The following is a 20,086-nucleotide window of genomic DNA, read 5'->3' on the forward strand; positions in this document are numbered from 1 at the left end:
CGATTAAGGAGGCGCAGATGCGCAACACAAGGCTTTCCACCCTGTCGCTGCTCGCCGCGGCGTTCATCGCCACCCCCGCGGCTGCTGCGGACAAGACGCTGACCGTCTACACCTACGAGAGCTTCGTCACCGAATGGGGGCCCGGCGCCAAGGTGGCGGCCGCCTTCGAGGAGACCTGCGGCTGCAAGGTCGAATGGATCGGCGTCGCCGACGGCGTCGAGTTGCTGACCCGGCTGAAGCTGGAAGGCGAAGGCACCAGCGCCGATGTCGTCCTCGGCCTCGACACCAATCTCGTCGCCGAGGCCAAGGCGACCGGTCTGTTCGTGCCGCATCAGCTTTCGCCGCAGGGGCTCACCGTTCCCGGCGGCTTTTCCGACGACACCTTCCTGCCTTACGACTACGGCCACTTCGCCGTGGTCTACGACACAGCGGCGCTGAAGGTTCCGCCGGGCAGCCTGAAGGATCTGGTCGAGGGCGATCCCGACGAGAAGATCGTTGTCCAGGATCCCCGCACCTCGACGCCGGGCCTCGGCCTCCTGCTCTGGGTCAAGGCCGTCTACGGCGACAAGGCCGGCGAGGCCTGGGCGAAGCTGAAGGACCGCGTGCTCACCGTTACCCCCGGCTGGTCCGAGGCCTACGGTCTCTTCACCAAGGGCGAGGCGCCGATGGTGCTCTCCTACACGACCTCGCCGGCCTACCACATGGTGGCGGAGGACACCGATCGCTACCAGGCGGCAGCGTTCTCCGAGGGGCACTACGTCCAGATCGAGGTCGCCGGCATGACCAAAACGTCGGATGATCCGGAACTGGCCCGGCGGTTCCTCACCTTCATGACCGGACCCGACTTCCAGTCGATCATTCCGGAGACCAACTGGATGATGCCGGTCGGCGCCACCAAAGAACCGCTGCCGGCCGCCTTCGACAGGCTGGTCAAGCCCGGGAACACGTTCCTGCTCCCCTCGGGCGAGGTGGCGGCCAAGCGCAAGGCCTGGATCGACGAGTGGCTGGCGGCGATGAGCGCCAACTAGGCATTGTCCCCGCCTGCGCAGGTCGGGGCCTGACCCCCGGCTCCGGAGCGGCGGGAAGCGCAACAACGGAGGCGGCTCCCGGCATGTACACCGCGAGCGAAAGCACAGCGATCAGGGGCGCCGGAGCTCTGGCCTTCGGCTTCATCGTGCTGTTCGCCGGACTTGCGACCGCTGTGCTGCTGCTGAACGCCGAGGCCGGCGCCGGCGGCGCCCTGTTCGACGCCTATCTGTTCCGGGTCGCCAGGTTCACGCTGCTGCAGGCGGGCCTGTCGACGCTGCTGGCAGTGGCGCTCGCGGTCCCGGTCGCCCGGGCACTGGCCCGCCGCCGAGAGTTTCCCGGCCGGGCCTGGATCATCCGACTGTCGGTGCTGCCCCTCGGGCTGCCGGCGCTGGTGGCCGCGCTCGGCATCATCGAGGTCTGGGGCCGGCGTGGCATTGTCAACGAGATGTTGGCCCTGACCGGACTCGACAATCCGGTCAGCGTGTATGGGCTTGCAGGCATTCTCATCGCCCATGTCTTCTTCAACCTGCCGCTCGCCGCGCGTCTGCTGCTTGCCGGCCTGGAGCGCATCCCGGCCGAGTACTGGCTCACCGCCGCCAATCTCGGCATGCGTCCGCGCGCGGTGTTCCGCCTGCTCGAATGGCCGGCCATCCGCGGCATCCTGCCGGGGATCGCCGGCCTCGTCTTCATGCTTTGTGCCACCAGCTTCACCGTCGTGCTCACGCTGGGGGGCGGACCCGGCGCCTCGACGATCGAGGTCGCGATCTACCAGGCGCTCCGCTTCGACTTCGACCCGGCGCGCGCCGTCATCCTGTCGGCGCTGCAGATCATCGTCACCGGCACGCTGCTGGCGTTGTTGCAGATGCTGGGAACGCCCGCCGACGAGGCCCCGACGACCGGTCGCGCCGTCCGACGCTTCGACACACGGCAGGGGCGGGTGGCAGACACGCTGGTGATCGCCGCCTTCACGCTGTTCACGGCCGCGCCGCTTGCCGCCGTCCTGACCGCGGGACTATCCGCCGATCTCGTCCGTCTCGCCGGCGACCCGCTGCTGCACCGGGCCCTTTTGACCAGCCTTGCGATCGCCGCAAGCTCGGCCATGCTCTGCCTTGCAGTGGCGATGCCGGCCATTGCCGTGCCGAGACTGGTGCAGTCCGGAGCAACGGGGGCGCCGACCCGATACCTGGCGACCGGCCTGCAGGCGGCCAGTTCGCTGATCCTGCTTGTCCCGCCGGTCGTGGTCGCGACCGGCTGGTTCTTGATGCTGCGCCCGATCGGGGCCACCGGACGTCTCGCCCCCTATGTCGTCGTCGTCATCAATGCCCTGATGGCACTGCCCTTCGTCGTGCGCGTGCTGGCGCCGGCCTATCGAACGCATCTCGCCCGAACCGGCCGGCTCTCGGTCAGCCTCGGCGTCACCGGATGGCGCCGGCTGCGGTGGGTCGACGGGCCGGCATTGAAACGACCGCTGCTGACGGGCTTCGCCTTCGCCATGGCGCTCTCGCTCGGCGATCTCAGCGCCATCGCCATCTTCGGCGCGGAAGGATTTGTTACACTGCCCTGGCTGCTGTTCAGCCGCATGGGAAGCTATCGCACCGCCGATGCGGCCGGTATCGCGCTGCTGCTGGGTCTCGTCTGCCTGTTGCTGACGCTGCCCGCAACCGCAGCGGAGAAGAACGCAAGGGAAGACCATGTCTGAGCCGTCCGGCCCGAGCGCGGATGTTGCGGCCATTCGCCTCGTCGCGGCCACCGTGCAGTTCGCGCAAAAGCGGATCGTCTTCGACTGCCGCATCCCGCAGGGCGCAAGCCTCGCCGTGACCGGGCCGTCAGGGGCGGGAAAGTCGACCCTGTTCAACGTCATCGCCGGCTTCCAGCCGGTTCGCTCCGGAACGGTGGAGATCTTCGGAAAGGACATGCAGGGGCGCGAGCCGGCGGCGCGCCCGGTCTCGATCGTGTTCCAGGAGAACAATCTCTTTGTCCACCTGACCGTGGCGCAGAACGTGGGTCTCGGGATCGACCCGTCGCTCCGGCTCGGCCCGGCCCAGCATCGGCAAGTCGACCAGGCACTAGACCGCGTCGGTCTCGGCGGCTACGGGCCGCGCATGCCCGCGCCCCTTTCGGGCGGGGAACGCCAGAGGGTAGCCCTGGCCCGCGCGCTTGTTCGCCGGCGGCCGATCCTTTTGCTCGATGAGCCCTTCGCCGCACTCGATCCGGCCATGCGCGCCGAGATGGCGGACCTGCTGGCGGGCCTGCGCGCCGACACGGGCATCACCCTGCTTTTCATCAGCCACCAGCTCGAAGACGTGCGTCGGCTCGCCGACCAGGCGATGTTCCTCGACGAGGGCAGGATCGCCGTGATGGCGCCGCTCAGGGATTTTCTCGACCAACGCGGCATCCCCGCGCTGGACGACTTCCTTGGCATTGATAGATAATGGCATTTATCCCGCACTGCCATATTTTGGACGTTACGCTGTGTCACCGGAGCCACATCTAAAACCGATTCTGGAATCGGGAGTTGTCGGCAGGGGGCGGTGCGTCTATCTCTCGGCAAAGTGGCCGGGCCGAACTGATCGGGTTAGGCGCGATGTATCGAATGGCCGCACGCGCAATCGGAACAAATGGGGGCTCGTCGTCGTCGATCGATCACCGTTCGAACGTCGACGCTTCGGGTCAATTCCGGGCGGGTGTATGGGGACTGCGAAGGGCATGTTGCGAATGCTGGGCAAGGGTCGGCATGCGGATGGCGGCAGGAAACGTGAGTCGGTTGGCGCGCGCATCGCAGCGACGCTCGCGCTCGCCGGCTTGCTGGTCTCCTGCCAGGCTCTGGAGCAGACCTACGAGCCGACCGTAGCTCCCTCCTCCAATCCGCAGATCGTCGCCGAGGTCCAGAAGAACGATCCGCGTGCCGCCGTCGGTGCGCGCGAGCATCCGCGCATCGTCGCCAGCTACGGCGGCGAATACAAGGACGCCAAGACCGAGCGTCTGGTTGCGCGCATCGCCGGCGCCCTGACGGCCGTGTCGGAGAACCCGAACCAGTCCTACCGGATCACCATCCTCAACTCGCCGGCGATCAACGCCTTCGCCCTGCCCGGCGGCTATCTGTATGTCACCCGCGGCCTGCTGGCCCTTGCCAACGACGCCTCCGAGGTTGCCGCCGTCCTGTCGCATGAGATGGCGCACGTCACGGCGAACCACGGCATCGAGCGCCAGAAGAAGGAAGAGGCGGAGGTGATTGCCAGCCGCGTCGTCGCCGAGGTGCTGTCCAGCAACATCGCCGGCAAGCAGGCGCTCGCCCGCGGCAAGCTGCGGCTCGCCGCCTTCTCGCGCAACCAGGAACTGCAGGCCGACGTGATCGGCGTGCGGATGCTCGGCGAGGCCGGCTACGACCCCTATGCCGCGGCGCGCTTCCTCGACTCCATGGCCGCCTACGGTCAGTTCAGCGCGGTCGATCCGGAAGCAGACCAGAGCCTCGACTTTCTGTCGAGCCACCCGAACGCGCCGCAGCGCGTCGAACTGGCCCGGCGCCACGCCCGCGCCTTCGGCGCCGAGGGCACGGTCGGCGATCGCGGTCGCAGCTACTATCTCGCCGGCATCGACGGTCTGCTCTACGGCGACAGCCCGGAGGAGGGCTATGTCCGCGGCCAGACCTTCCTGCACGGCAAGCTCGGCATCCGCTTCGACGTGCCAGCAGGCTTCCAGATCGACAACAAGGCGGATGCCGTTCTCGCGACCGGCCCCGGCGACATCGCCATCCGGTTCGATGGCGTCGCCGACAAGCAGCGCCAGAGCCTGGTCAACTATATCTCGAGCGGCTGGGTCACCGGCCTGAAGACGGAAACGATCCGTCCGATCACGGTCAACGGGCTCGAGGCCGCGACGGCCCGGGCCGCCGCCGACCGCTGGGAGTTCGATGTCACCGTCGTGCGCAACGGCGACCAGATCTATCGCTTCCTGACTGCCGTGCCGCAGGGCTCGGCGGCCCTGGAACCGACCGCCGACACGCTCAAGGCCTCGTTCCGGCAGCTGACGTCGCAGGAAGTCGCCTCGCTCAAGCCGCTGCGTGTGCGTGTCGTGACGGCGCGCGCCGGCGACACCGTGGCTTCGCTCGCCGGGCGCATGATGGGCACCGATCGCAAGCTCGACCTCTTCCGCCTGATCAATGCGCTGACACCGACCAGCACGATCAAGGCCGGCGACAAGGTCAAGATCATTACCGAGTAGCAGACGGCGCGGCGAAGACCGCGGCGCCCGCCCGCCCGCCACGAGCCGTGCGGGCCATCTTCCGGCGCGCGCGCGAAAATGCTAGTTAAACACTACCGTTAGCATGCATCTGCAGGCGGGATGACATTCCGTGGGTTCCGCAAGACATACACGCTGGGGTAAGATGTCGAAATTTCCCGCATTCCTTTTTCTGCTGTTCGTCGGCGCCCTGTCGACTTTCGCTGCGCCGGCGGCAATGGCCCAGTCTCCGGCCGGGGCCGCATCGCCCCCGGTCACGACGGCGGCGCCTCCCCCCGACAAGCTCGCCGAGTTGATGAAACTGCTCGACGACCCGGAGATCAGGACCTGGCTCCAGAGCCGTTCTATTGCCCCCGCGGAAGTCGAGAAGGAGGCGACCCTCGCCGTGGAGGACATCGAGGCGCAGGCCCGCCGGCGCGTCCAGGCGATCGGCGCGGCCATTCCGAAGGTTCCATCCGAAATCGCGGCGGCGGCAGGCCGAGCGAAGGCCGAGGTGCGGTCTAACGGATTTGCACCCGCCATCGTGATTCTGCTCGGCATCATCGCCGTCGGCGTTGCTGCCGAATGGCTCTTCCGGACGAAGGTGCGCAAGGCCGAATTCGAGAGCCCCATCCTGACGCGCGCCTACGCCGAGTTCGGCCCTCTTCTGGTGTTCACGGCGGTGTCGGGACTGGTTTTCCTGATCTTTCATTGGCCGCCGCTGTTGCGCGCCGTGGTGCTCTACTCCCTGCTGGCCGTGATCGGCTATCGCCTGGCACTCGGGCTCTGCCGCCTGGCGATGGACGTAGGCGGGACAACCCATTTCCACTACAACCGCATCCGCATCTTCGGGGCGGTGCTCGCCTTCGGCTTCGCCATCTGGGCCATGGCCCGGCCGCTCGGCGTCGATGCCGACGTGCGCGCGGCGATCACCTACGCCTTTTCCTTGCTGCTCTTGCTCATTGCCGTCGAGACCGTCTGGCACCGGCCCTTGGACCGGTCGGGCAATCCGCCGAGCCGGGCGACGAATGCCTTGGCAACCGCGTATCTGACCGGACTATGGCTGCTGTGGTGCATGAACCTTGCCGGACTACTGTGGCTTGGCATCTACGCGATCGTCCTGCCGAAGATCCTCGCAGCGACGGACCGGCTGACCAAGGCCTTCGCGCTTGCTCGCTGGAGCGAGGAGAACACCAGCACGCTGCGAATGGTCCTGCTCGTCCGGGGTGTGCGTGCAATCGTCATCCTGCTCGCGGTCGGCTGGCTGGCGCTGGTCTGGAACTACAATCCTAACATTGTGACGCGGGAGAACGCTGTCATCCAGTTTATCGTTAATGGCCTGTTCAAGAGTGTGATCATCCTGCTTCTGGCCGATCTCGCCTGGCAGCTGGCCAAGACCTATATCGACGGCAAGCTGGCGCCCGCGGAAGGCGAGGCGGCGCAGACGCCGGACGAGAAGGCGAGGCGCGCCCGCATGCGCACGCTGCTGCCGATCTTCCGCAATGCGCTTGCGGTGGTGGTTCTTTGCGTCGTGGTGATGATGATCCTCGCCGAAATGGGCGTACAGGTCGGCCCGCTGATCGCCGGCGCCGGCATCTTCGGCGTGGCGATCGGCTTCGGCTCGCAGACACTGGTCAAGGACATCGTCAGCGGCATCTTCTACCTGATGGACGACGCCTTCCGCGTGGGGGAATGGATCGAAAGCGGCAGCTATAACGGCGTGGTCGAGTCCTTCAGCCTGCGCTCCATTCGCTTACGCCATCACCGCGGCGCCGTCTTCACCGTTCCCTTCGGCTCGCTCGGCGCAATCCGCAACGGCAGCCGCGACTGGACGGTCGACAAGTTCAGGATCCGCGTGCCGTTCAAGACCGACATCAGCAAGGTCGGCAAGATCGCCAAGGAAATCGGCAAGCAATTGCTGGAGGATCCGGAACTCGGCCCGAACTTCATCAAGCCGCTGAAGATGAAGGGCGTGGAGCAGATCGGCGAGTTCGGCATCGAGGTCAGCTTCGGCTTCACCGCCCGGCCGACCGGCGAGCAGGCCGCAATCCGGCGGCGCGCATACACGATGATCACCCAGGCCTTTGCGGAGAACGACATCGCCTTCGCCCAGCCAACGTTCCAGGTGGGGGGCGAGGAAAAGGAGGCAGCCGCCGCCGCGGCGATGTACAAGCGGCAGACCGACCTCGCCGCGCAACAGGCGGCGGCCGGCGGGAAGGAGGGCTAGCCCGGGGCACCGCGGGCGACCGCCTCCTGCAGTTCGGAGTCTTGTCAATGAACCCGCAAGCCGGCCCAAGCGCCGCAGGAGATCGACCGTGAATGAAGTTCTGGCCTCGGAAGCGGCGATCATCATCCAGACGGCGCTGACGCCAGTCTTCCTTCTCACCGCCACGGCCGGGTGCCTGAACGTCTTCGCGGCACGGCTTGCGAGGATTTCCGACCGAGTCAACGCGCTGTTCGAATCCGGCACCGCCGACTCCGACCCCGATGAGGAGCGGCTGCTGCACATGCTGTTCCTGCGCAAGCGGACGCTCGCACTCGAGACCGCAGTCGTTCTCGCCACCGCATCGGGGGTCAGCACCTGCCTCGCGACGCTGGGCTTCATGGTCGGGGCGATCAGGCAGGACTTCCGCGAGCTGATCCTTCTGGTTTTCTTCGGCCTCGCCGTGGCCACCCTGGTGGGGTCGTTCTTGGCGTTCCTGTTCGAGATGGCACTGGCCGGACGCAGCATGCTGCGCCAGATAGCGGGTGACCAACTTCGTCTGGAATCGCGGCGCGCCAAGGCGACGCCTTGAGCGCTCTCGGGCTCAGGCCAGCGCCGGCGAGGCCTGGCAGAGCGCGATTCTCAGTTTCTCCATCGCCCTATTCTCAATCTGGCGGACTCGCTCCTTGGATATTCCGAGATCGGTGCCGAGTTCCTCGAGCGTCGAGCTGCTGTCGGCCAGCCGCCGGGCGCGGATGATCTTCATTTCCCGCTCGTTGAGTCCCGCAAGCGCCCGCCGCAGCCACTCGCGTCGCCGCTCGCCGTCGATCATCTCCGTCACCTGTTCATCCGGAAGCGGGGCGTCGCTGGCGAGAAAGTCGATATGGCTGGCGCCGGACTCGCCCCCGCCGGAAACCGGCGCCTGCAGCGAGACGTCGGACGACGCCAGCCGCGCATCCATGTTGCGCACGTCGGCCGTGCTGACCTTCAAGGCGCTGGCGATCTCGCGGTAGACCGTCTCCGAGGTCAGGTGCGCATCGTCGCGGGCGATGCGTGCGCGCAGCCGGCGCAGGTTGAAGAACAGCGCCTTCTGGGCCGAACTGGTGCCGCCGCGGACGATCGACCAGTTCCGCAGCACGTAGTCCTGGACCGAGGCCCGGATCCACCAGGTGGCATAGGTGGAGAAACGGACCTCCCGTTCAGGCTCGAACCGCGCCGCCGCTTCCAGCAGGCCGATATAGCCTTCCTGGAGCAGATCGTTGAACGGCAATCCGAAGTTTCGGAAGCGCGAAGCGAGCGCGATCACAAGGCGCATATGCGCCATCGCGATCCGGTTGCGCGCTTCCTGATCGTGATCCCGACGCCAGGCGAGGGCAAGAGCCTGCTCCTCGTCCCGCTCGAGATAGGGCGCGGACATCGCAATCTTGATCATGCGTCGGTCTGCGGTGCTGGTAGCCATTGGCATCTCCCTGAGCCGGGATTGAAAGGATCCGAGACCAACGTGGCCAAGGTATTCACCTGACAATGCATGCGTCTGCGAGACCTTCGCGGTGGCCGGCCACAATTGCGGCTGCGAAGACTTTGGCCCTGCAACGGCGCCCCAGGCCGTCACTGCAGGGGCCATGCTATACTGCTCGGAGCCATTGAGCGAGTGCCTATTTCTTGTCGGTCCGCATCAAGCGGTTCGACGGCTCTGTCGCTACTTCCAAACTGCCGTCGCTCGAGCTGTGCCCACTTGCGGCGACCGTCGCCGCTTTGCGGGTCCACCGCGGCGGTCGTCAGGGTGGGCAACGAAAATGAGACGCAAGGTCGCGCCCATCCACCCCAAATCCCGGCAGCGGCAAAAGGTTCCAAAGAAAAACCCGGCTGGAGGTCCAGCCGGGTCGAACAGATCGGGACGGGCAGCGTCGATCAGGCTGCTTCGTCTTGGGCGTCGTCTTCCTCGATGACCTTGCCACGCTTCGGGCCCTTGTTGAGATTGGTCTCGACAAGGCGCACCGCCTCGGTTTCCGACATCTTGTTGACGGCGGCGATTTCGCGCGCCATCCGGTCGAGAGCGGCCTCGTAAAGCTGGCGCTCGGAGTAGGACTGCTCCGGCTGGTTTTCGGCGCGATAGAGATCGCGAACCACCTCGGCGATCGAGATCAGGTCGCCGGAATTGATCTTGGCATCGTATTCCTGTGCCCGACGCGACCACATGGTGCGCTTGACGCGGGCCTTGCCCTGGACAACCTTCAGCGCGCGCTCGACGAAATCGGTTTCGGACAGTTTGCGCATGCCGATGGATACGGCCTTTGCGACCGGAACCTTGAGGCGCATCTTGTCCTTCTCGAAATCGATGACAAAGAGCTCGAGCTTCATGCCCGCGACTTCCTGCTCTTCGATGGCGACAATCTGGCCAACGCCGTGAGCGGGATAGACGATGGATTCACCGGTCTTGAAGCCCTGACGCGTGGAAGATTTCTTCTGCTGGGTCGTCATTCTATTCAAATACTCCCTGGTACGCTCCCGGCGCATGGGCCGGGGCCGGGTCAAGATGGCCCGGGAAAGACGGGGACACCGTCGGGTGACACCACTCCTGGTCCGTCCAACAAGGCACAAACGGATAAGACAGCACGATCACAAAACAGCAACGCTGACGTTGCTTATGGGAGGTGAGCGGCGCCGTAGGGATCGTTTGCTTTCGTGATGGTGTTCGGGCACACCAAGTGCCTCGATTGGATCAGTTTGATGACCCTATCACAAAAAAGTGCCGAAATCAATAATTTGCTTCGCATGGGTCATCAAGCCTGCCCTATCCGCTTGCGCGCAGGCCTGCCCGGTTTTCCCCAATTCAGACGCTGTCCGGCACGCAGCCTGGGCCGGATCAGTCGCCCTGCCCGGGCTCGGCCGAGAAATACTTCTCGTACTTCCCCTCTTCGCCGTCGAAGGCCTTGGCATCGGGCAAAGGCTCCTTCTTGACCGTGATGTTCGGCCAGATCTGCGCGAACTCGGTGTTGATCTTCAGCCACTTGTCGAGCCCCGGCTCGGTATCGGGCTTGATCGCCTCGGCAGGACATTCGGGCTCGCAGACGCCGCAGTCGATGCATTCGTCCGGGTGGATAACCAGGAAGTTCTCGCCCTCGTAGAAGCAGTCCACCGGGCAGACTTCAACGCAGTCCGTATACTTGCAGCGAATGCAGTTGTCGGTCACGACATACGTCATGATGAACTCCAGCGAAAATCCATTCCATGGCCTGCATGCCGGCCTTCGGCCAGATCGATCGGCGCCTTGCAGCGCCGGTCATGCGCATGCCGGCGCACCTCATCCAGGGTCTGGAGGTAAAGGCTTTGCCCTGCCATTGCAAGGACAAAACCTTGCGCAAAATCAGGGCCAAGAGGCACGGATTTCTATTCTTCGGGCGGATCGAAGCGGCCATGCAGCGCGTCGGTTTCCCGCCGCTCGCGTTTGGTGGGGCGCCCCGCCCCGCGCTCGCGCGTGGCCTGCTCGAACAGGCTTCGCTCCGACCGAGGCGGCAGCGGCGGGGTGAGGTCCTGATAGAGTGTACGGGCTTCTTCGTAGGGGCCTCGGCGACTGCCGGGAGAAACCACCTTGACGACAAGGTCGTGGCGATCGAGCGACAGAACGACCGTGTCGCCGGGCTTGACGGCAAAGGCAGGCTGGCGCACCGGCTGACCGTTGACCGCAACGTCGCCCTGCTCGACCGACTTCGCCGCCAGCGAGCGTGACTTGCGCAGCCGAGCGAAGAACAGCCACTTGTCGATGCGCTGGCGCGCCTGACCCTGTGACTGTTCCCCATCGTCCGCCATGTCGTTACTTCTTCATCTGCTCCTTGAGAGCAGCCAGCTTGGCAAAGGGCGAATCCGGGTCGACCGGCTTTTCCTTGCGCGGCGGGCGCGCCTCGAATTTGCTCGGCTTGCCCGACCTCTCGTCGCGCTGCGGACGGCCGTTGCGATCACCAAAATCCGGGCGGCCGCCCTGCGGCTTTCCGTCGCGGTCCTTGGCAAGGTCCGGGCGCCCGCCCTGTGGCCGGCCGTCGCGCCGGTCACGGTCCCGACGTCCGCCCGGCTTCTGTCCGCGGTCGCCGCGGCGGTCGCCCTGCCCCTCCCCGTGGCCTCGCTGGCCCTGGCGCTGGTTGTCGTTTCGGCCTCCCGGTCGCCACAGCAGCACTGGACGGACCTCGACCGGCGCGTCCGACTCCGCGGCAGCGATCGCGCCGTCATCATTTGCCGCAGCTTTCGCGATCTCGACCGTGCCAACGGTCTCGGCGACCTGCTCGGCCGTCTCGGTGACCGGCTCGGTCGTCCCGTTCGCTTCGGTGCTCGCCTCGTCGCCCACGTCGCCGTTGGCGGTGGTCGCTTCGCCGACCGCCTTCGCATCCGGATCGTCCTGCGCGACCGTATCCTCGGACGCCGCGGTTGCGGCATCGGCTTCGCCCTTGACGGGCGCCGTCTTGGCATCCTCAGCGGCGAGGAACGCGGCGGCTTCCTCCGCCTTGACCGCTTCGGCGCGATAGCCGAGGCCCTTCAGGATTTCCTCCATGTCGTCGGGGGTGGCCCCGAGGATCGACAACATGGAGGTGGTGGCGGTGAAGCGGCGCCCGTCATAAGCGCCGTCTGGACGCGGCGCTGAGCCGGGCTTCCACTGCAGGAGCGGGCGGATCAGGTCTGCCAGGCGCTCGAGGATGTCGATGCGCACGGCGCGCTTGCCGAGAAAGCGGAAACCGGCGAGCTTGTAGAAGGTGCGCTCGAAGCTCGGATCGGCCACGACCGAGGTGCGGCCGGCGGCCAGCGCCGGGATCAATTCACCGTAGCCGGGCTTGTCCAGTCCGTCGTTCTTCAGCGCCCAGAGCAGGGTAATGAGCTCCGCCGGCGCAGGCTTGAGCAGCGCAGGCATGAAGATGTGGTAGGCGCCGAAGCGGATGCCATGCTTGCGGATCGAGGCGCGCGCCTCCTGATCGAGCGACTTCACCTCCTCGGCCACGTCGCGCCGAAACAGCACGCCGAGGCTCTCCACCACCTGGAAGGCGAGCCCCTTGGCGAGACCCTGCAGGTCTTCCGCCCGCGACAGGTCGTCCAGCGGCTTCAGCACGGTGGCGATGTGATGGTTGACGAAGCGCTCGACGCGGGCGGCGACGTGGTCGCGCGCGTTGCCGGTGAGCTGCTCGTCGGCGAGCAGGATGACGCGCGGGCGCATGATGTGGTCGCTCGCGGCCAGACGCGCGACCGGCTCGCCGAGCCAGCGCACGGTCCCGTCGGAGCCGACCGCGAGATCGCTGTTGCCGGCGGCGTGAAGACGGGCCGCCCGTGCCTCGAACTCGAGCGCAAGCGCCTTCTGCGCGGCACCCTGCACGGCCTTCGCATCCGGGCCCTCGGTGCCCGCCGCGAGGGCGAACCGGAAACCGGCCAACTGCCCCACATGATGTCCTTCGACGAAGACATCGCCATTTACACTGATCTCGGCTTCCAGCATCGCATTCTCTCTCAGGCGCTTCATGAGCACAGATGTCCTGCGATCAACAAAGCGTTTCGTCAACCTTTCATGTAACGCGTCAGACAGTCGGTCCTCGATTTCCCGCGTCTTTTCCTGCCAGTGTGTCGGATCGGCAAGCCAGTCCGGACGATTCGACACATAGGTCCATGTCCTTATCTGAGCGATTCGTGCCGAAAGCGTGTCGATCTCGCCATCGGTGCGATCGGCTCGACGCACCTGCTCGGCCAGGAAGTCCTCGTTCACCGTACCCTGCCTGACCAGATCGGCATAGAGGGTAGATATCAAGTCCGCATGTTGCGCTGGCGCGATGCGGCGATAGTCCGGCAGCGCGCAGGCCTCCCAGAGCATCTCGACCCGCTCCGGCGTCGTCGCCATGTCCCTGACGTCTGGGTAGCGCGACAGATGCTCCAGCGCCTGCTGGTCGACCGCCGGCAGCGCCCGGGTGAGGCCGGCAATGGCCGGCGGCACGTCCAGGCTCGCCTTGAGGTTGGCGATCGACGTAAAGTCCAGCCGCTTGGAACGCCACTGCAGCACGCGGACGGGGTCGAACACGTGCGCCTCGATGCGCTCGACCAGCTCGTCGTCGAACGGGTCGACACGGCCCGTGACCCCGAAGGTGCCATCGCGCAGGTGCCGCCCCGCGCGACCGGCGATCTGGCCGATCTCGGCCGGATTGAGATTGCGGAACTGGTATCCGTCGAACTTGCGGTTCTGCGCAAAGGCGACGTGGTCGACGTCCAGGTTGAGCCCCATGCCGATGGCGTCGGTCGCGACGAGGTACTCGACGTCGCCCGCCTGGTAGAGGCCGACCTGGGCATTGCGCGTGCGCGGCGACAGCGCCCCGAGCACGACCGCCGCGCCGCCGCGCTGGCGGCGGATCAGCTCGGCGATCGCGTAGACCTCGTCGGCCGAGAAGGCGACGATCGCGGCCCGCTGCGGCAGGCGGGTGATCTTCTTCGAGCCCGCATAGAACAGCTGCGACAGGCGTGGTCGCTCGACCACGGTGATGCCGGGCAAAAGGTGCTCGAGGATCGGCTTCATGGTGGCGGCACCGAGAAGCAGCGTCTCGTCGCGACCGCGCAGGTGCAGGATCCGGTCGGTAAAGATGTGGCCGCGCTCGAGATCGCCGGCAAGCTGGACCTCGTCGATCGCGACGAAGGCGGCCCGGGTTTCGCGCGGCATCGCCTCGACCGTGCAGACCGAGTAGCGCGCCATGTGCGGGGTGATCTTTTCCTCGCCGGTGATCAGGGCCACGTTGTGGTGGCCGACCCTCTCCACCAGCCGGGTATAGACCTCGCGCGCAAGCAGCCGGAGCGGCAGGCCGATCACGCCGGTTTCATGCGCCACCATGCGTTCGATTGCGTAATGGGTCTTGCCGGTGTTGGTCGGCCCGAGCACCGCGGTCACACCGCGGCCGCTCAATATCATCGGTGCAGCAGTCAAGGCTTGCCTCGGAGAGCATCAATCATCCGGCGCCGGTTGTGCCGAACGCCGGCAACACAAATGCCCATCACGGCCGGCAAAGACAAGGGTGATGCCCGGCCGGACGGCGCTTCTCCCGCATTTTTCCGGCATCTACCGGCCGCGAATTGCCGGTTCCCCAGACGCTTGAGCGCCGAATCGGAACGCCGTGCGAACGAATCGGCGACGAAACGAAGACTCCCGTCGATTCCGGGTTTGTTCTCCACAACATGTTGGCATCGCGGCACCCTGGCCCACGACATGTTGAATCCCGGCCGCCAGCAGGACGAGTCGGCGCCCTGGCGCACAACCGGACCCGGAAAGGCCTGTAAAGCCCTTTCTTCGATAGGTGATAAGAAATCGCACCTCGGAGGCGGAGATCCGCCGCTCAGCCGCCTGTTGCAGGCACCGCGGGGCAGGTGCCGGACGCGAACCGCCAAACCGTCGTGCGCTTGACCTCGCTGTCCTCCAGCACTCGGGTGACGGGGACCTCGTAGACTGCAACCGGGTCCATCTGTTCCCTCGGGCAATAGGACCGGCCGGGATCGCCGACGAGAACGAGCGCCCCCCTTCGGGCGAGGTCCGAGAACCACGGAACGAGCGCCGCGGCAAAGGCCTTGTCATAAAACACGTCGCCGGCGAGCACGACGTCCCAGCCGCCATCATGACCGACAACGTCCGCGCCGCAATGCGCAATCGCGACGCCGTTCAGCGCCGCGTTCAGCCGGATCGCGGTTTCGCTCCAGGGGTCGATGTCGGCCGCCAGCACGCCCTCGGCGCCTGCGCGCATCGCCGCGATCGCAACCAGACCGGATCCGCTGGCAAAATCCAGAACGGTGCGACCGCGCACCGTTTCGGGATGATCGAGCACATGCCGGGCCAAGCCCTGCCCGCCCGCCCAGGCAAACGCCCAGAACGGCGGCGGCAGGCCGATCGCCTCGAGCTCCTCTTCCGTCTTCTGCCAGAGATCGTGTGCCTCCGAGGCGAGCCGCAGCCTGATCTCGGGCACGTGCGGCGGCGTCAGCACCGCAGTGTTGGCGAGAATGAAGTGCTCGGGGTCGGTCTTCACGGCCGGATCAGCGTGGCGGATGGTCGAGACCGCCCATGCGGCAGACCTCGAGCCACTCGTCTTCCGTCACCGGCTGTACGGACAGGCGCATGGAGGTGACGAGTGCCATGGTCTCGAGCTTCGGGTTTGCCTTGATCTCCTTCAGCGACACCGGCCGGGGCATGTCGCAGACGGCGCGGATGTCGACACAGTCCCAGCGCGGATCGTCGCCGGCGGTCGAATCGGGATGGGACAGCGCACAGACCTCGGTGATGCCGACGATCTCCAGTCCCTCGTTGGAGTGGTAGAAGAAGCCCTTCTCGCCGACCTTCATCGCCCGCATGTTGTTGCGGGCCAGATAATTGCGCACCCCGTTCCACTCGGTGCCCTGCGCGCCCGCGTCCTTCTGCATCTGCCAGGACCATTTGAACGGTTCGGACTTGTACAGCCAGTACGCCATTGCCTCAGGCCTCCGGGTTGTTGAAGACCCAGTTCCAGGCCTTGATCTCGACATTGGAGAACAGGCCGGCCTTGGCATAGGGGTCGGCCTCGGCAAGCGCCCGAGCCGCCTCGATGGTTTCCGCCTTCACGACAACAAGGCTGCCGGTCGGCTTGCCGTCCTGACCGACAAACGGACCGGCGAAGGCGAGCCGCCCCTCGTCATTCAGCCGGTTGAGATAGGCGACGTGGTCGGGGCGGGTGTCGAGCCGGATCTGCAGGGCGTCGGGCTTGTCGGTGCACAAAAGGGCGAAAAGCATGATCTCTCCTTTGTCAGAATTCCTGCGTAATCGGTCGGGTCATCAGCCGGCCGATCGCCGTGCCGAGGTCGAGCGTGCCGTCGACGATCGCGGCGACCGCATCGGTGATCGGCATGTCGATACCGCGCTCGGCGGCGACCCTTGCGGCGACGCCGGCGGCGAACGCCCCCTCGACGAGTTCGCCAGGCCATCCCTGCGCATTGCCGTGCCGGCCGAGTTCGATGCCGAAGCGCAGATTGCGCGACTGATGGCTGGTGCCGGTCAACACCAGGTCGCCGAGGCCGGAAAGCCCCGTGACCGTTGCCGCCGCACCGCCATGCGCGGCGACGAAGCGCGACATTTCCGCAAGGCCGCGCGAGATCAGCGCCGCGCGGGCGGAATCCCCGAGGCCCGCGCCTTCGACCATGCCGCAGGCGATTGCCAGCACGTTCTTCAGCGCCCCGCCGAGCTGCACGCCGATGCGATCCGCCGACGGATAGAGCCGGAAGGTCGGCCCGGACAGGCTCCGCGCCAGGTCGGACGCCCGGTCCGCAGTTCCCGCCGCGATCACCATGGCCGTCGGCAGCCCGCGCGCGATGTCGGCGGCAAAGCCGGGGCCGGAAAGGACCGCAACGGCCTGCCGCGGCAACTCCTCCTCCAGCACGTCGGTCAGCAACCGACCGCTTGCCTTCTCCATGCCCTTGGCGCAGACGATCACCGCCGCCCGGTCCGCCAGATGGGACGCCAGGTCGCGCGCGGCCACGCGCTGCGCCTGCGAGGGCATCGCAAACAGCACGATCCCCGCATCCTGGAGGACCGCGTGCTCCGCTGAGACCTCAAGCACGCTCGAGAGCGTGATGCCCGGCAGCGCGGCGGCGTTCTGGCGCGTGGCGACGATCTCGGCCGCGGCCTCGGCGCGGCGGGCCAGCAGAGAAACGCGGTTGTCGCCGGTCTCGGCGATCACCGTGGCGAGCGCGGTGCCGAAAGCCCCGGCACCGACGACGACGACATGCGGGCGCGTGCTCATGCCTTGGCTCCCCGCTTCCCCGAGCCGAGGACCGCGGCCGCCTCGCCGTCCAACGGCCAGCGCGAGCGCGGCGCCACCGACAGCTCATCCGGGGACAGACCGGCCGCCATGCGCTCCAGGCCGGCCCAGGCGATCATCGCCGCATTGTCGGTGCACAGCGCCAGCGGCGGCGCGACAAAGCGGAAACCGTCGCGGTCGCACAGCGCCTGCAGGGTCGAGCGCAGCACCCTGTTTGCCGCGACGCCGCCGGCGACCACCAGCGCCGGGTCCGCGACCGAGGGAAAGACCTGCCGGAAGCGCTCGAGGCCGCGGCCGATGCGGTCCTTCAAGGTGCGTGCGACGGCCGTCTGGAAGGAGGCGCAGATGTCGCAAATGTCCTGATCGGTCACCGGCTCGATCGACTGGGCCGCCTGCCGGACGGCCGTCTTGAGGCCGGAAAAGGAGAAGTCGAGCCGCTTCTCGCCGACCAGCGGCCGGGGGAAGGCGAACCGGTCCGGGTCGCCTGTCTGTGCCGCCTTCTCCACCGCCGGACCGCCCGGATAGGGCAGGCCGAGCAGCTTCGCCGTCTTGTCGAACGCCTCGCCGAGCGCGTCATCGATGGTCGTGCCCCAGCGCTCGTACTCGCCGACCCCGCGCACCAGCACCAGTTGGGTGTGCCCGCCGGAAACGAGCAGCATCAGGTAGGGAAACGCCAACCCGTCCGTCAGCCGCGCCGTCAGCGCGTGCCCCTCCAGATGGTTGACGGCATAAAGCGGCTTGCCGGTCGCCCGGGCGATCGCCTTTCCGGTCATCAGCCCGACGATCAGGCCGCCGATCAGCCCCGGACCGCTGGTCGCGGCGATGGCGTCGATGTCAGACAGGCGCTTGCCGGCCCGCGCCAGCGCCTGCTCGATCAGGGCGTCGAGCGCCTCGACATGGGCGCGCGCCGCAATTTCCGGCACCACGCCGCCATAAGCGCTATGTTCCTCGAGCTGACTCAGCACGACGTCGCCGAGAATGGCGCCCTGACCGTCGCCGTCACGCGTCACGACCGCCGCTGCGGTCTCGTCGCAGCTCGTCTCGATGCCGAGGATGGTCAGTTGGGACGACATGAAGCACGCTGTTCGATTGCGATGGCCCAAAAAGCCGGTTACGAGAACTCCCGGTAACAACGGATCAAGGCGGATGCAAACAAAACCTTTCAGGATCGGGACGCGCGGCAGCCCACTGGCGCTGGCGCAGGCGCACGAAACCAGGGTGCGGCTGATGGCCGCCCACGGCCTGCCCGAGGAGATGTTCGAAATCGTCGTGCTCTCCACCAAGGGCGACCGCGTGACCGACCGCCCGCTGTCCGAGATCGGCGGCAAGGGCCTGTTCACCGAGGAGATCGAGGCGCAGCTGTTTTCGGGCGATCTTGACCTCGCCGTGCATTCGTCGAAGGACATGCCGACCCGCCTGCCGGACGGTCTCGAGCTGGCCGCCTTCCTGCCGCGCGAGGATCCCCGCGACGCCGTCGTCGGCCGCACCGCGCCGACGCTCGACGGGTTGCCCCACGGCGCCACGGTCGGTTCCGCCTCGCTGCGGCGCCAGGCGCTGATCCGCAGGCTGCGCCCGGACATCAACGTGATCACCTTTCGCGGCCAGGTCGACACCCGTCTGCGCAAGCTCGCCGAGGGCCAGGCCGATGCCACGCTGCTCGCCTATGCCGGGCTGAAGCGCATCGCCAAGCAACAGGTGGCAACGCAGGTGCTCGATCCCGAGGTGTTCCTGCCGGCACCGGCGCAGGGCGCCATCTGCGTCGAGGCCCGCATCGGCGACCGACGTATCGCCGATCTGCTTGCGGCGATCGACGACCAGGCCACGCACGAAGCAGTGGCGTGCGAGCGCGGCTTCCTCGCCGTGCTCGACGGCTCCTGCCGAACGCCGATCGCCGGCTATGCGATCACGCAGGCCGGCCGGATCCGCTTCCGCGGCATGATCCTGACGCCGGACGGCGCCAGGGTCCACGAGACCGAGATCGAGGGCGCGGCGTCGGAAGCGGCGGCGCTCGGCGCGCGCGCGGGTCAAGTCGTGCGGGAGGCGGCAGGGACCAGCTTTTTCGACGGATGGGCCTGATGCGCGTGCTCGTCACCCGGCCGCAAGCCTCGGCGCAGCGCACCTCGGCGCGGCTTTCCGAACTCGGCCACACCCCCGTCCTGCTGCCGCTGGCCGTGGCGGTGCATGACCCTGGCGCGACGGTATCGGCCCTGTCGCGACCCCATTCGGCGCTCGCGATCACGAGCGGCGAAGCGGTCAGGGCGCTTCGCTCGATCGGCGATGCACTGGACCGCCACCTGCTGACCACCGTGTTCGCGGTCGGTCGCGGAACCGCCCGTTCGGCGACGGGCGCCGGCTTCCGTACCGTGCTCGTGCCCGAAGGCGGCGACGGCGCCAGCCTGGCCGAGTTGATCGCGGCCCATCGACTCGACTACGGAATCCCCCCCGACCCCCTGCTCTATCTCGCCGGCCAGCCGCGATCGAACCAGCTCGAGGCCGGGCTCGATGCGGCCGGCATCGCCTATGACACCGTCGAGTGTTATCGGATGAAGCCGACCCTGCCAAAACGCGCCCAGCAACGCCCTGTCATCGTCGAGACGCCGCCGGACGTCGTCCTGCTCTATTCGCGCGAGTCCGCGGTCCGCTTCTTCGAGCTGCCGCTGGTGACCGAGCAGCCCGAATGTCTCGACCACGCACTGTTCCTCTGCATCAGCCGCCAGGTCGCCGCGGCCGTGCCGGCGCGCTACGCGGCCAACGCCGTCGTATCGATCGCGCCGACGGAAGACGGGCTGCTGGACCTGCTGTAGCCGCATCCGCCTCGCTGCTTCGGCCGTCGCCGCTTAAATCGAACTGG

18 protein-coding genes are annotated in these 20,086 nt (G+C 67.0%); 8 read left to right on the forward strand and 10 right to left on the reverse strand.

Annotated elements, in window-relative coordinates:
- Positions 1–17 precede the first annotated feature (17 nt).
- From thiB to ACXAGF_RS18340, 6 genes are all read left to right on the forward strand, one after another.
- Positions 18–1,028, forward strand: a complete 1,011-nt coding sequence (thiB, locus tag ACXAGF_RS18315) for a thiamine ABC transporter substrate binding subunit (protein ID WP_475018804.1) — start codon at positions 18–20, stop codon at positions 1,026–1,028.
- 83 nt (positions 1,029–1,111) lie between these two features.
- Positions 1,112–2,728 carry a thiamine/thiamine pyrophosphate ABC transporter permease gene (gene thiP, locus ACXAGF_RS18320; RefSeq protein ID WP_475018805.1) on the forward strand — a complete coding sequence of 539 codons (1,617 nt, stop codon included), beginning with the start codon at positions 1,112–1,114 and terminating at the stop codon, positions 2,726–2,728.
- Entirely contained in the window at positions 2,721–3,461 is a 741-nt protein-coding gene (locus tag ACXAGF_RS18325) for a thiamine ABC transporter ATP-binding protein (RefSeq protein WP_475018806.1), read from the forward strand. Before thiP ends, ACXAGF_RS18325 begins: the two co-directional genes overlap by 8 nt.
- 283 nt (positions 3,462–3,744) lie before the next feature.
- On the forward strand, positions 3,745–5,250 hold the full coding sequence (locus tag ACXAGF_RS18330) for a M48 family metalloprotease (RefSeq protein WP_475019340.1): 1,506 nt from the start codon (positions 3,745–3,747) through the stop codon (positions 5,248–5,250).
- A 163-nt stretch (positions 5,251–5,413) separates the two neighbouring features.
- On the forward strand, positions 5,414–7,474 hold the full coding sequence (locus tag ACXAGF_RS18335) for a mechanosensitive ion channel family protein (RefSeq protein WP_475018807.1): 2,061 nt from the start codon (positions 5,414–5,416) through the stop codon (positions 7,472–7,474).
- Between the two features lie 88 nt (positions 7,475–7,562).
- Positions 7,563–8,042: a DUF2721 domain-containing protein gene (locus tag ACXAGF_RS18340; RefSeq protein WP_475018808.1), complete on the forward strand. Its 480-nt coding sequence runs from the start codon at positions 7,563–7,565 to the stop codon at positions 8,040–8,042.
- A gap of 12 nt (positions 8,043–8,054) precedes the next feature.
- On the opposite strand, the gene ACXAGF_RS18345 is transcribed toward ACXAGF_RS18340, so the two are convergent.
- The 10 genes from ACXAGF_RS18345 to tsaD all read right to left on the reverse strand — a co-directional run bounded on the left by ACXAGF_RS18345 (position 8,055) and on the right by tsaD (position 18,308).
- Positions 8,055–8,909, reverse strand: a complete 855-nt coding sequence (locus ACXAGF_RS18345; protein ID WP_475018809.1) for an RNA polymerase factor sigma-32 — start codon at positions 8,907–8,909, stop codon at positions 8,055–8,057.
- A 452-nt stretch (positions 8,910–9,361) separates the two neighbouring features.
- Complete coding sequence (locus tag ACXAGF_RS18350; RefSeq protein WP_192250792.1) at positions 9,362–9,931, reverse strand: CarD family transcriptional regulator; 570 nt, start codon at positions 9,929–9,931, stop codon at positions 9,362–9,364.
- A gap of 385 nt (positions 9,932–10,316) precedes the next feature.
- Positions 10,317–10,655 (reverse strand): ferredoxin FdxA, encoded by a 339-nt coding sequence (gene fdxA, locus ACXAGF_RS18355; RefSeq protein ID WP_475018810.1) that lies wholly within the window; start codon positions 10,653–10,655, stop codon positions 10,317–10,319.
- A 185-nt stretch (positions 10,656–10,840) separates the two neighbouring features.
- Positions 10,841–11,260: an RNA-binding S4 domain-containing protein gene (locus ACXAGF_RS18360; RefSeq protein ID WP_475018811.1), complete on the reverse strand. Its 420-nt coding sequence runs from the start codon at positions 11,258–11,260 to the stop codon at positions 10,841–10,843.
- Between the two features lie 4 nt (positions 11,261–11,264).
- On the reverse strand, positions 11,265–14,372 hold the full coding sequence (locus ACXAGF_RS18365; protein WP_475019341.1) for a helicase-related protein: 3,108 nt from the start codon (positions 14,370–14,372) through the stop codon (positions 11,265–11,267).
- Between the two features lie 421 nt (positions 14,373–14,793).
- Positions 14,794–15,474 (reverse strand): class I SAM-dependent methyltransferase, encoded by a 681-nt coding sequence (locus ACXAGF_RS18370; RefSeq protein ID WP_475018812.1) that lies wholly within the window; start codon positions 15,472–15,474, stop codon positions 14,794–14,796.
- A 7-nt stretch (positions 15,475–15,481) separates the two neighbouring features.
- Positions 15,482–15,913, reverse strand: coding sequence for an EVE domain-containing protein (locus ACXAGF_RS18375; protein ID WP_475018813.1), 432 nt, complete (start codon positions 15,911–15,913; stop codon positions 15,482–15,484).
- A 4-nt stretch (positions 15,914–15,917) separates the two neighbouring features.
- The gene (locus ACXAGF_RS18380) at positions 15,918–16,211 is read right to left on the reverse strand and encodes a YciI-like protein (protein ID WP_475018814.1); all 294 of its coding nucleotides are present in this window, start codon (positions 16,209–16,211) and stop codon (positions 15,918–15,920) included.
- A gap of 13 nt (positions 16,212–16,224) precedes the next feature.
- Positions 16,225–17,217 carry an NAD(P)H-dependent glycerol-3-phosphate dehydrogenase gene (locus tag ACXAGF_RS18385; RefSeq protein ID WP_475018815.1) on the reverse strand — a complete coding sequence of 331 codons (993 nt, stop codon included), beginning with the start codon at positions 17,215–17,217 and terminating at the stop codon, positions 16,225–16,227.
- Positions 17,214–18,308, reverse strand: coding sequence for a tRNA (adenosine(37)-N6)-threonylcarbamoyltransferase complex transferase subunit TsaD (gene tsaD / locus ACXAGF_RS18390; protein WP_475018816.1), 1,095 nt, complete (start codon positions 18,306–18,308; stop codon positions 17,214–17,216). The genes ACXAGF_RS18385 and tsaD overlap by 4 nt, the downstream gene beginning before the upstream one ends.
- A 73-nt stretch (positions 18,309–18,381) precedes the next feature.
- Between tsaD and hemC the strand changes: the two genes are divergently transcribed.
- Together hemC and ACXAGF_RS18400 are read left to right on the forward strand one after the other, a co-directional pair.
- Complete coding sequence (gene hemC / locus ACXAGF_RS18395; RefSeq protein WP_475018817.1) at positions 18,382–19,311, forward strand: hydroxymethylbilane synthase; 930 nt, start codon at positions 18,382–18,384, stop codon at positions 19,309–19,311.
- Complete coding sequence (locus tag ACXAGF_RS18400; protein ID WP_475018818.1) at positions 19,311–20,039, forward strand: uroporphyrinogen-III synthase; 729 nt, start codon at positions 19,311–19,313, stop codon at positions 20,037–20,039. Before hemC ends, ACXAGF_RS18400 begins: the two co-directional genes overlap by 1 nt.
- Positions 20,040–20,086 lie beyond the last annotated feature (47 nt).

It is taken from the genome of Mycoplana sp. ABR4_002, assembly GCF_056159645.1.

Bases quoted from the DNA above. Each gene is read 5' to 3' on its own strand.
- thiB (WP_475018804.1), top strand. From the start codon at position 18: ATGCGCAACACAAGGCTTTCCACCCTGTCGCTGCTCGCCGCGGCGTTC.
- thiP (WP_475018805.1), top strand. From the start codon at position 1,112: ATGTACACCGCGAGCGAAAGCACAGCGATCAGGGGCGCCGGAGCTCTG.
- ACXAGF_RS18325 (WP_475018806.1), top strand. From the start codon at position 2,721: ATGTCTGAGCCGTCCGGCCCGAGCGCGGATGTTGCGGCCATTCGCCTC.
- ACXAGF_RS18330 (WP_475019340.1), top strand. From the start codon at position 3,745: ATGCTGGGCAAGGGTCGGCATGCGGATGGCGGCAGGAAACGTGAGTCG.
- ACXAGF_RS18335 (WP_475018807.1), top strand. From the start codon at position 5,414: ATGTCGAAATTTCCCGCATTCCTTTTTCTGCTGTTCGTCGGCGCCCTG.
- ACXAGF_RS18345 (WP_475018809.1), bottom strand. From the start codon at position 8,909: ATGGCTACCAGCACCGCAGACCGACGCATGATCAAGATTGCGATGTCC.
- ACXAGF_RS18350 (WP_192250792.1), bottom strand. From the start codon at position 9,931: ATGACGACCCAGCAGAAGAAATCTTCCACGCGTCAGGGCTTCAAGACC.
- fdxA (WP_475018810.1), bottom strand. From the start codon at position 10,655: ATGACGTATGTCGTGACCGACAACTGCATTCGCTGCAAGTATACGGAC.
- ACXAGF_RS18360 (WP_475018811.1), bottom strand. From the start codon at position 11,260: ATGGCGGACGATGGGGAACAGTCACAGGGTCAGGCGCGCCAGCGCATC.
- ACXAGF_RS18365 (WP_475019341.1), bottom strand. From the start codon at position 14,372: ATGATATTGAGCGGCCGCGGTGTGACCGCGGTGCTCGGGCCGACCAAC.
- ACXAGF_RS18375 (WP_475018813.1), bottom strand. From the start codon at position 15,913: ATGGCGTACTGGCTGTACAAGTCCGAACCGTTCAAATGGTCCTGGCAG.
- ACXAGF_RS18380 (WP_475018814.1), bottom strand. From the start codon at position 16,211: ATGCTTTTCGCCCTTTTGTGCACCGACAAGCCCGACGCCCTGCAGATC.
- ACXAGF_RS18385 (WP_475018815.1), bottom strand. From the start codon at position 17,217: ATGAGCACGCGCCCGCATGTCGTCGTCGTCGGTGCCGGGGCTTTCGGC.
- tsaD (WP_475018816.1), bottom strand. From the start codon at position 18,308: ATGTCGTCCCAACTGACCATCCTCGGCATCGAGACGAGCTGCGACGAG.
- hemC (WP_475018817.1), top strand. From the start codon at position 18,382: ATGCAAACAAAACCTTTCAGGATCGGGACGCGCGGCAGCCCACTGGCG.
- ACXAGF_RS18400 (WP_475018818.1), top strand. From the start codon at position 19,311: ATGCGCGTGCTCGTCACCCGGCCGCAAGCCTCGGCGCAGCGCACCTCG.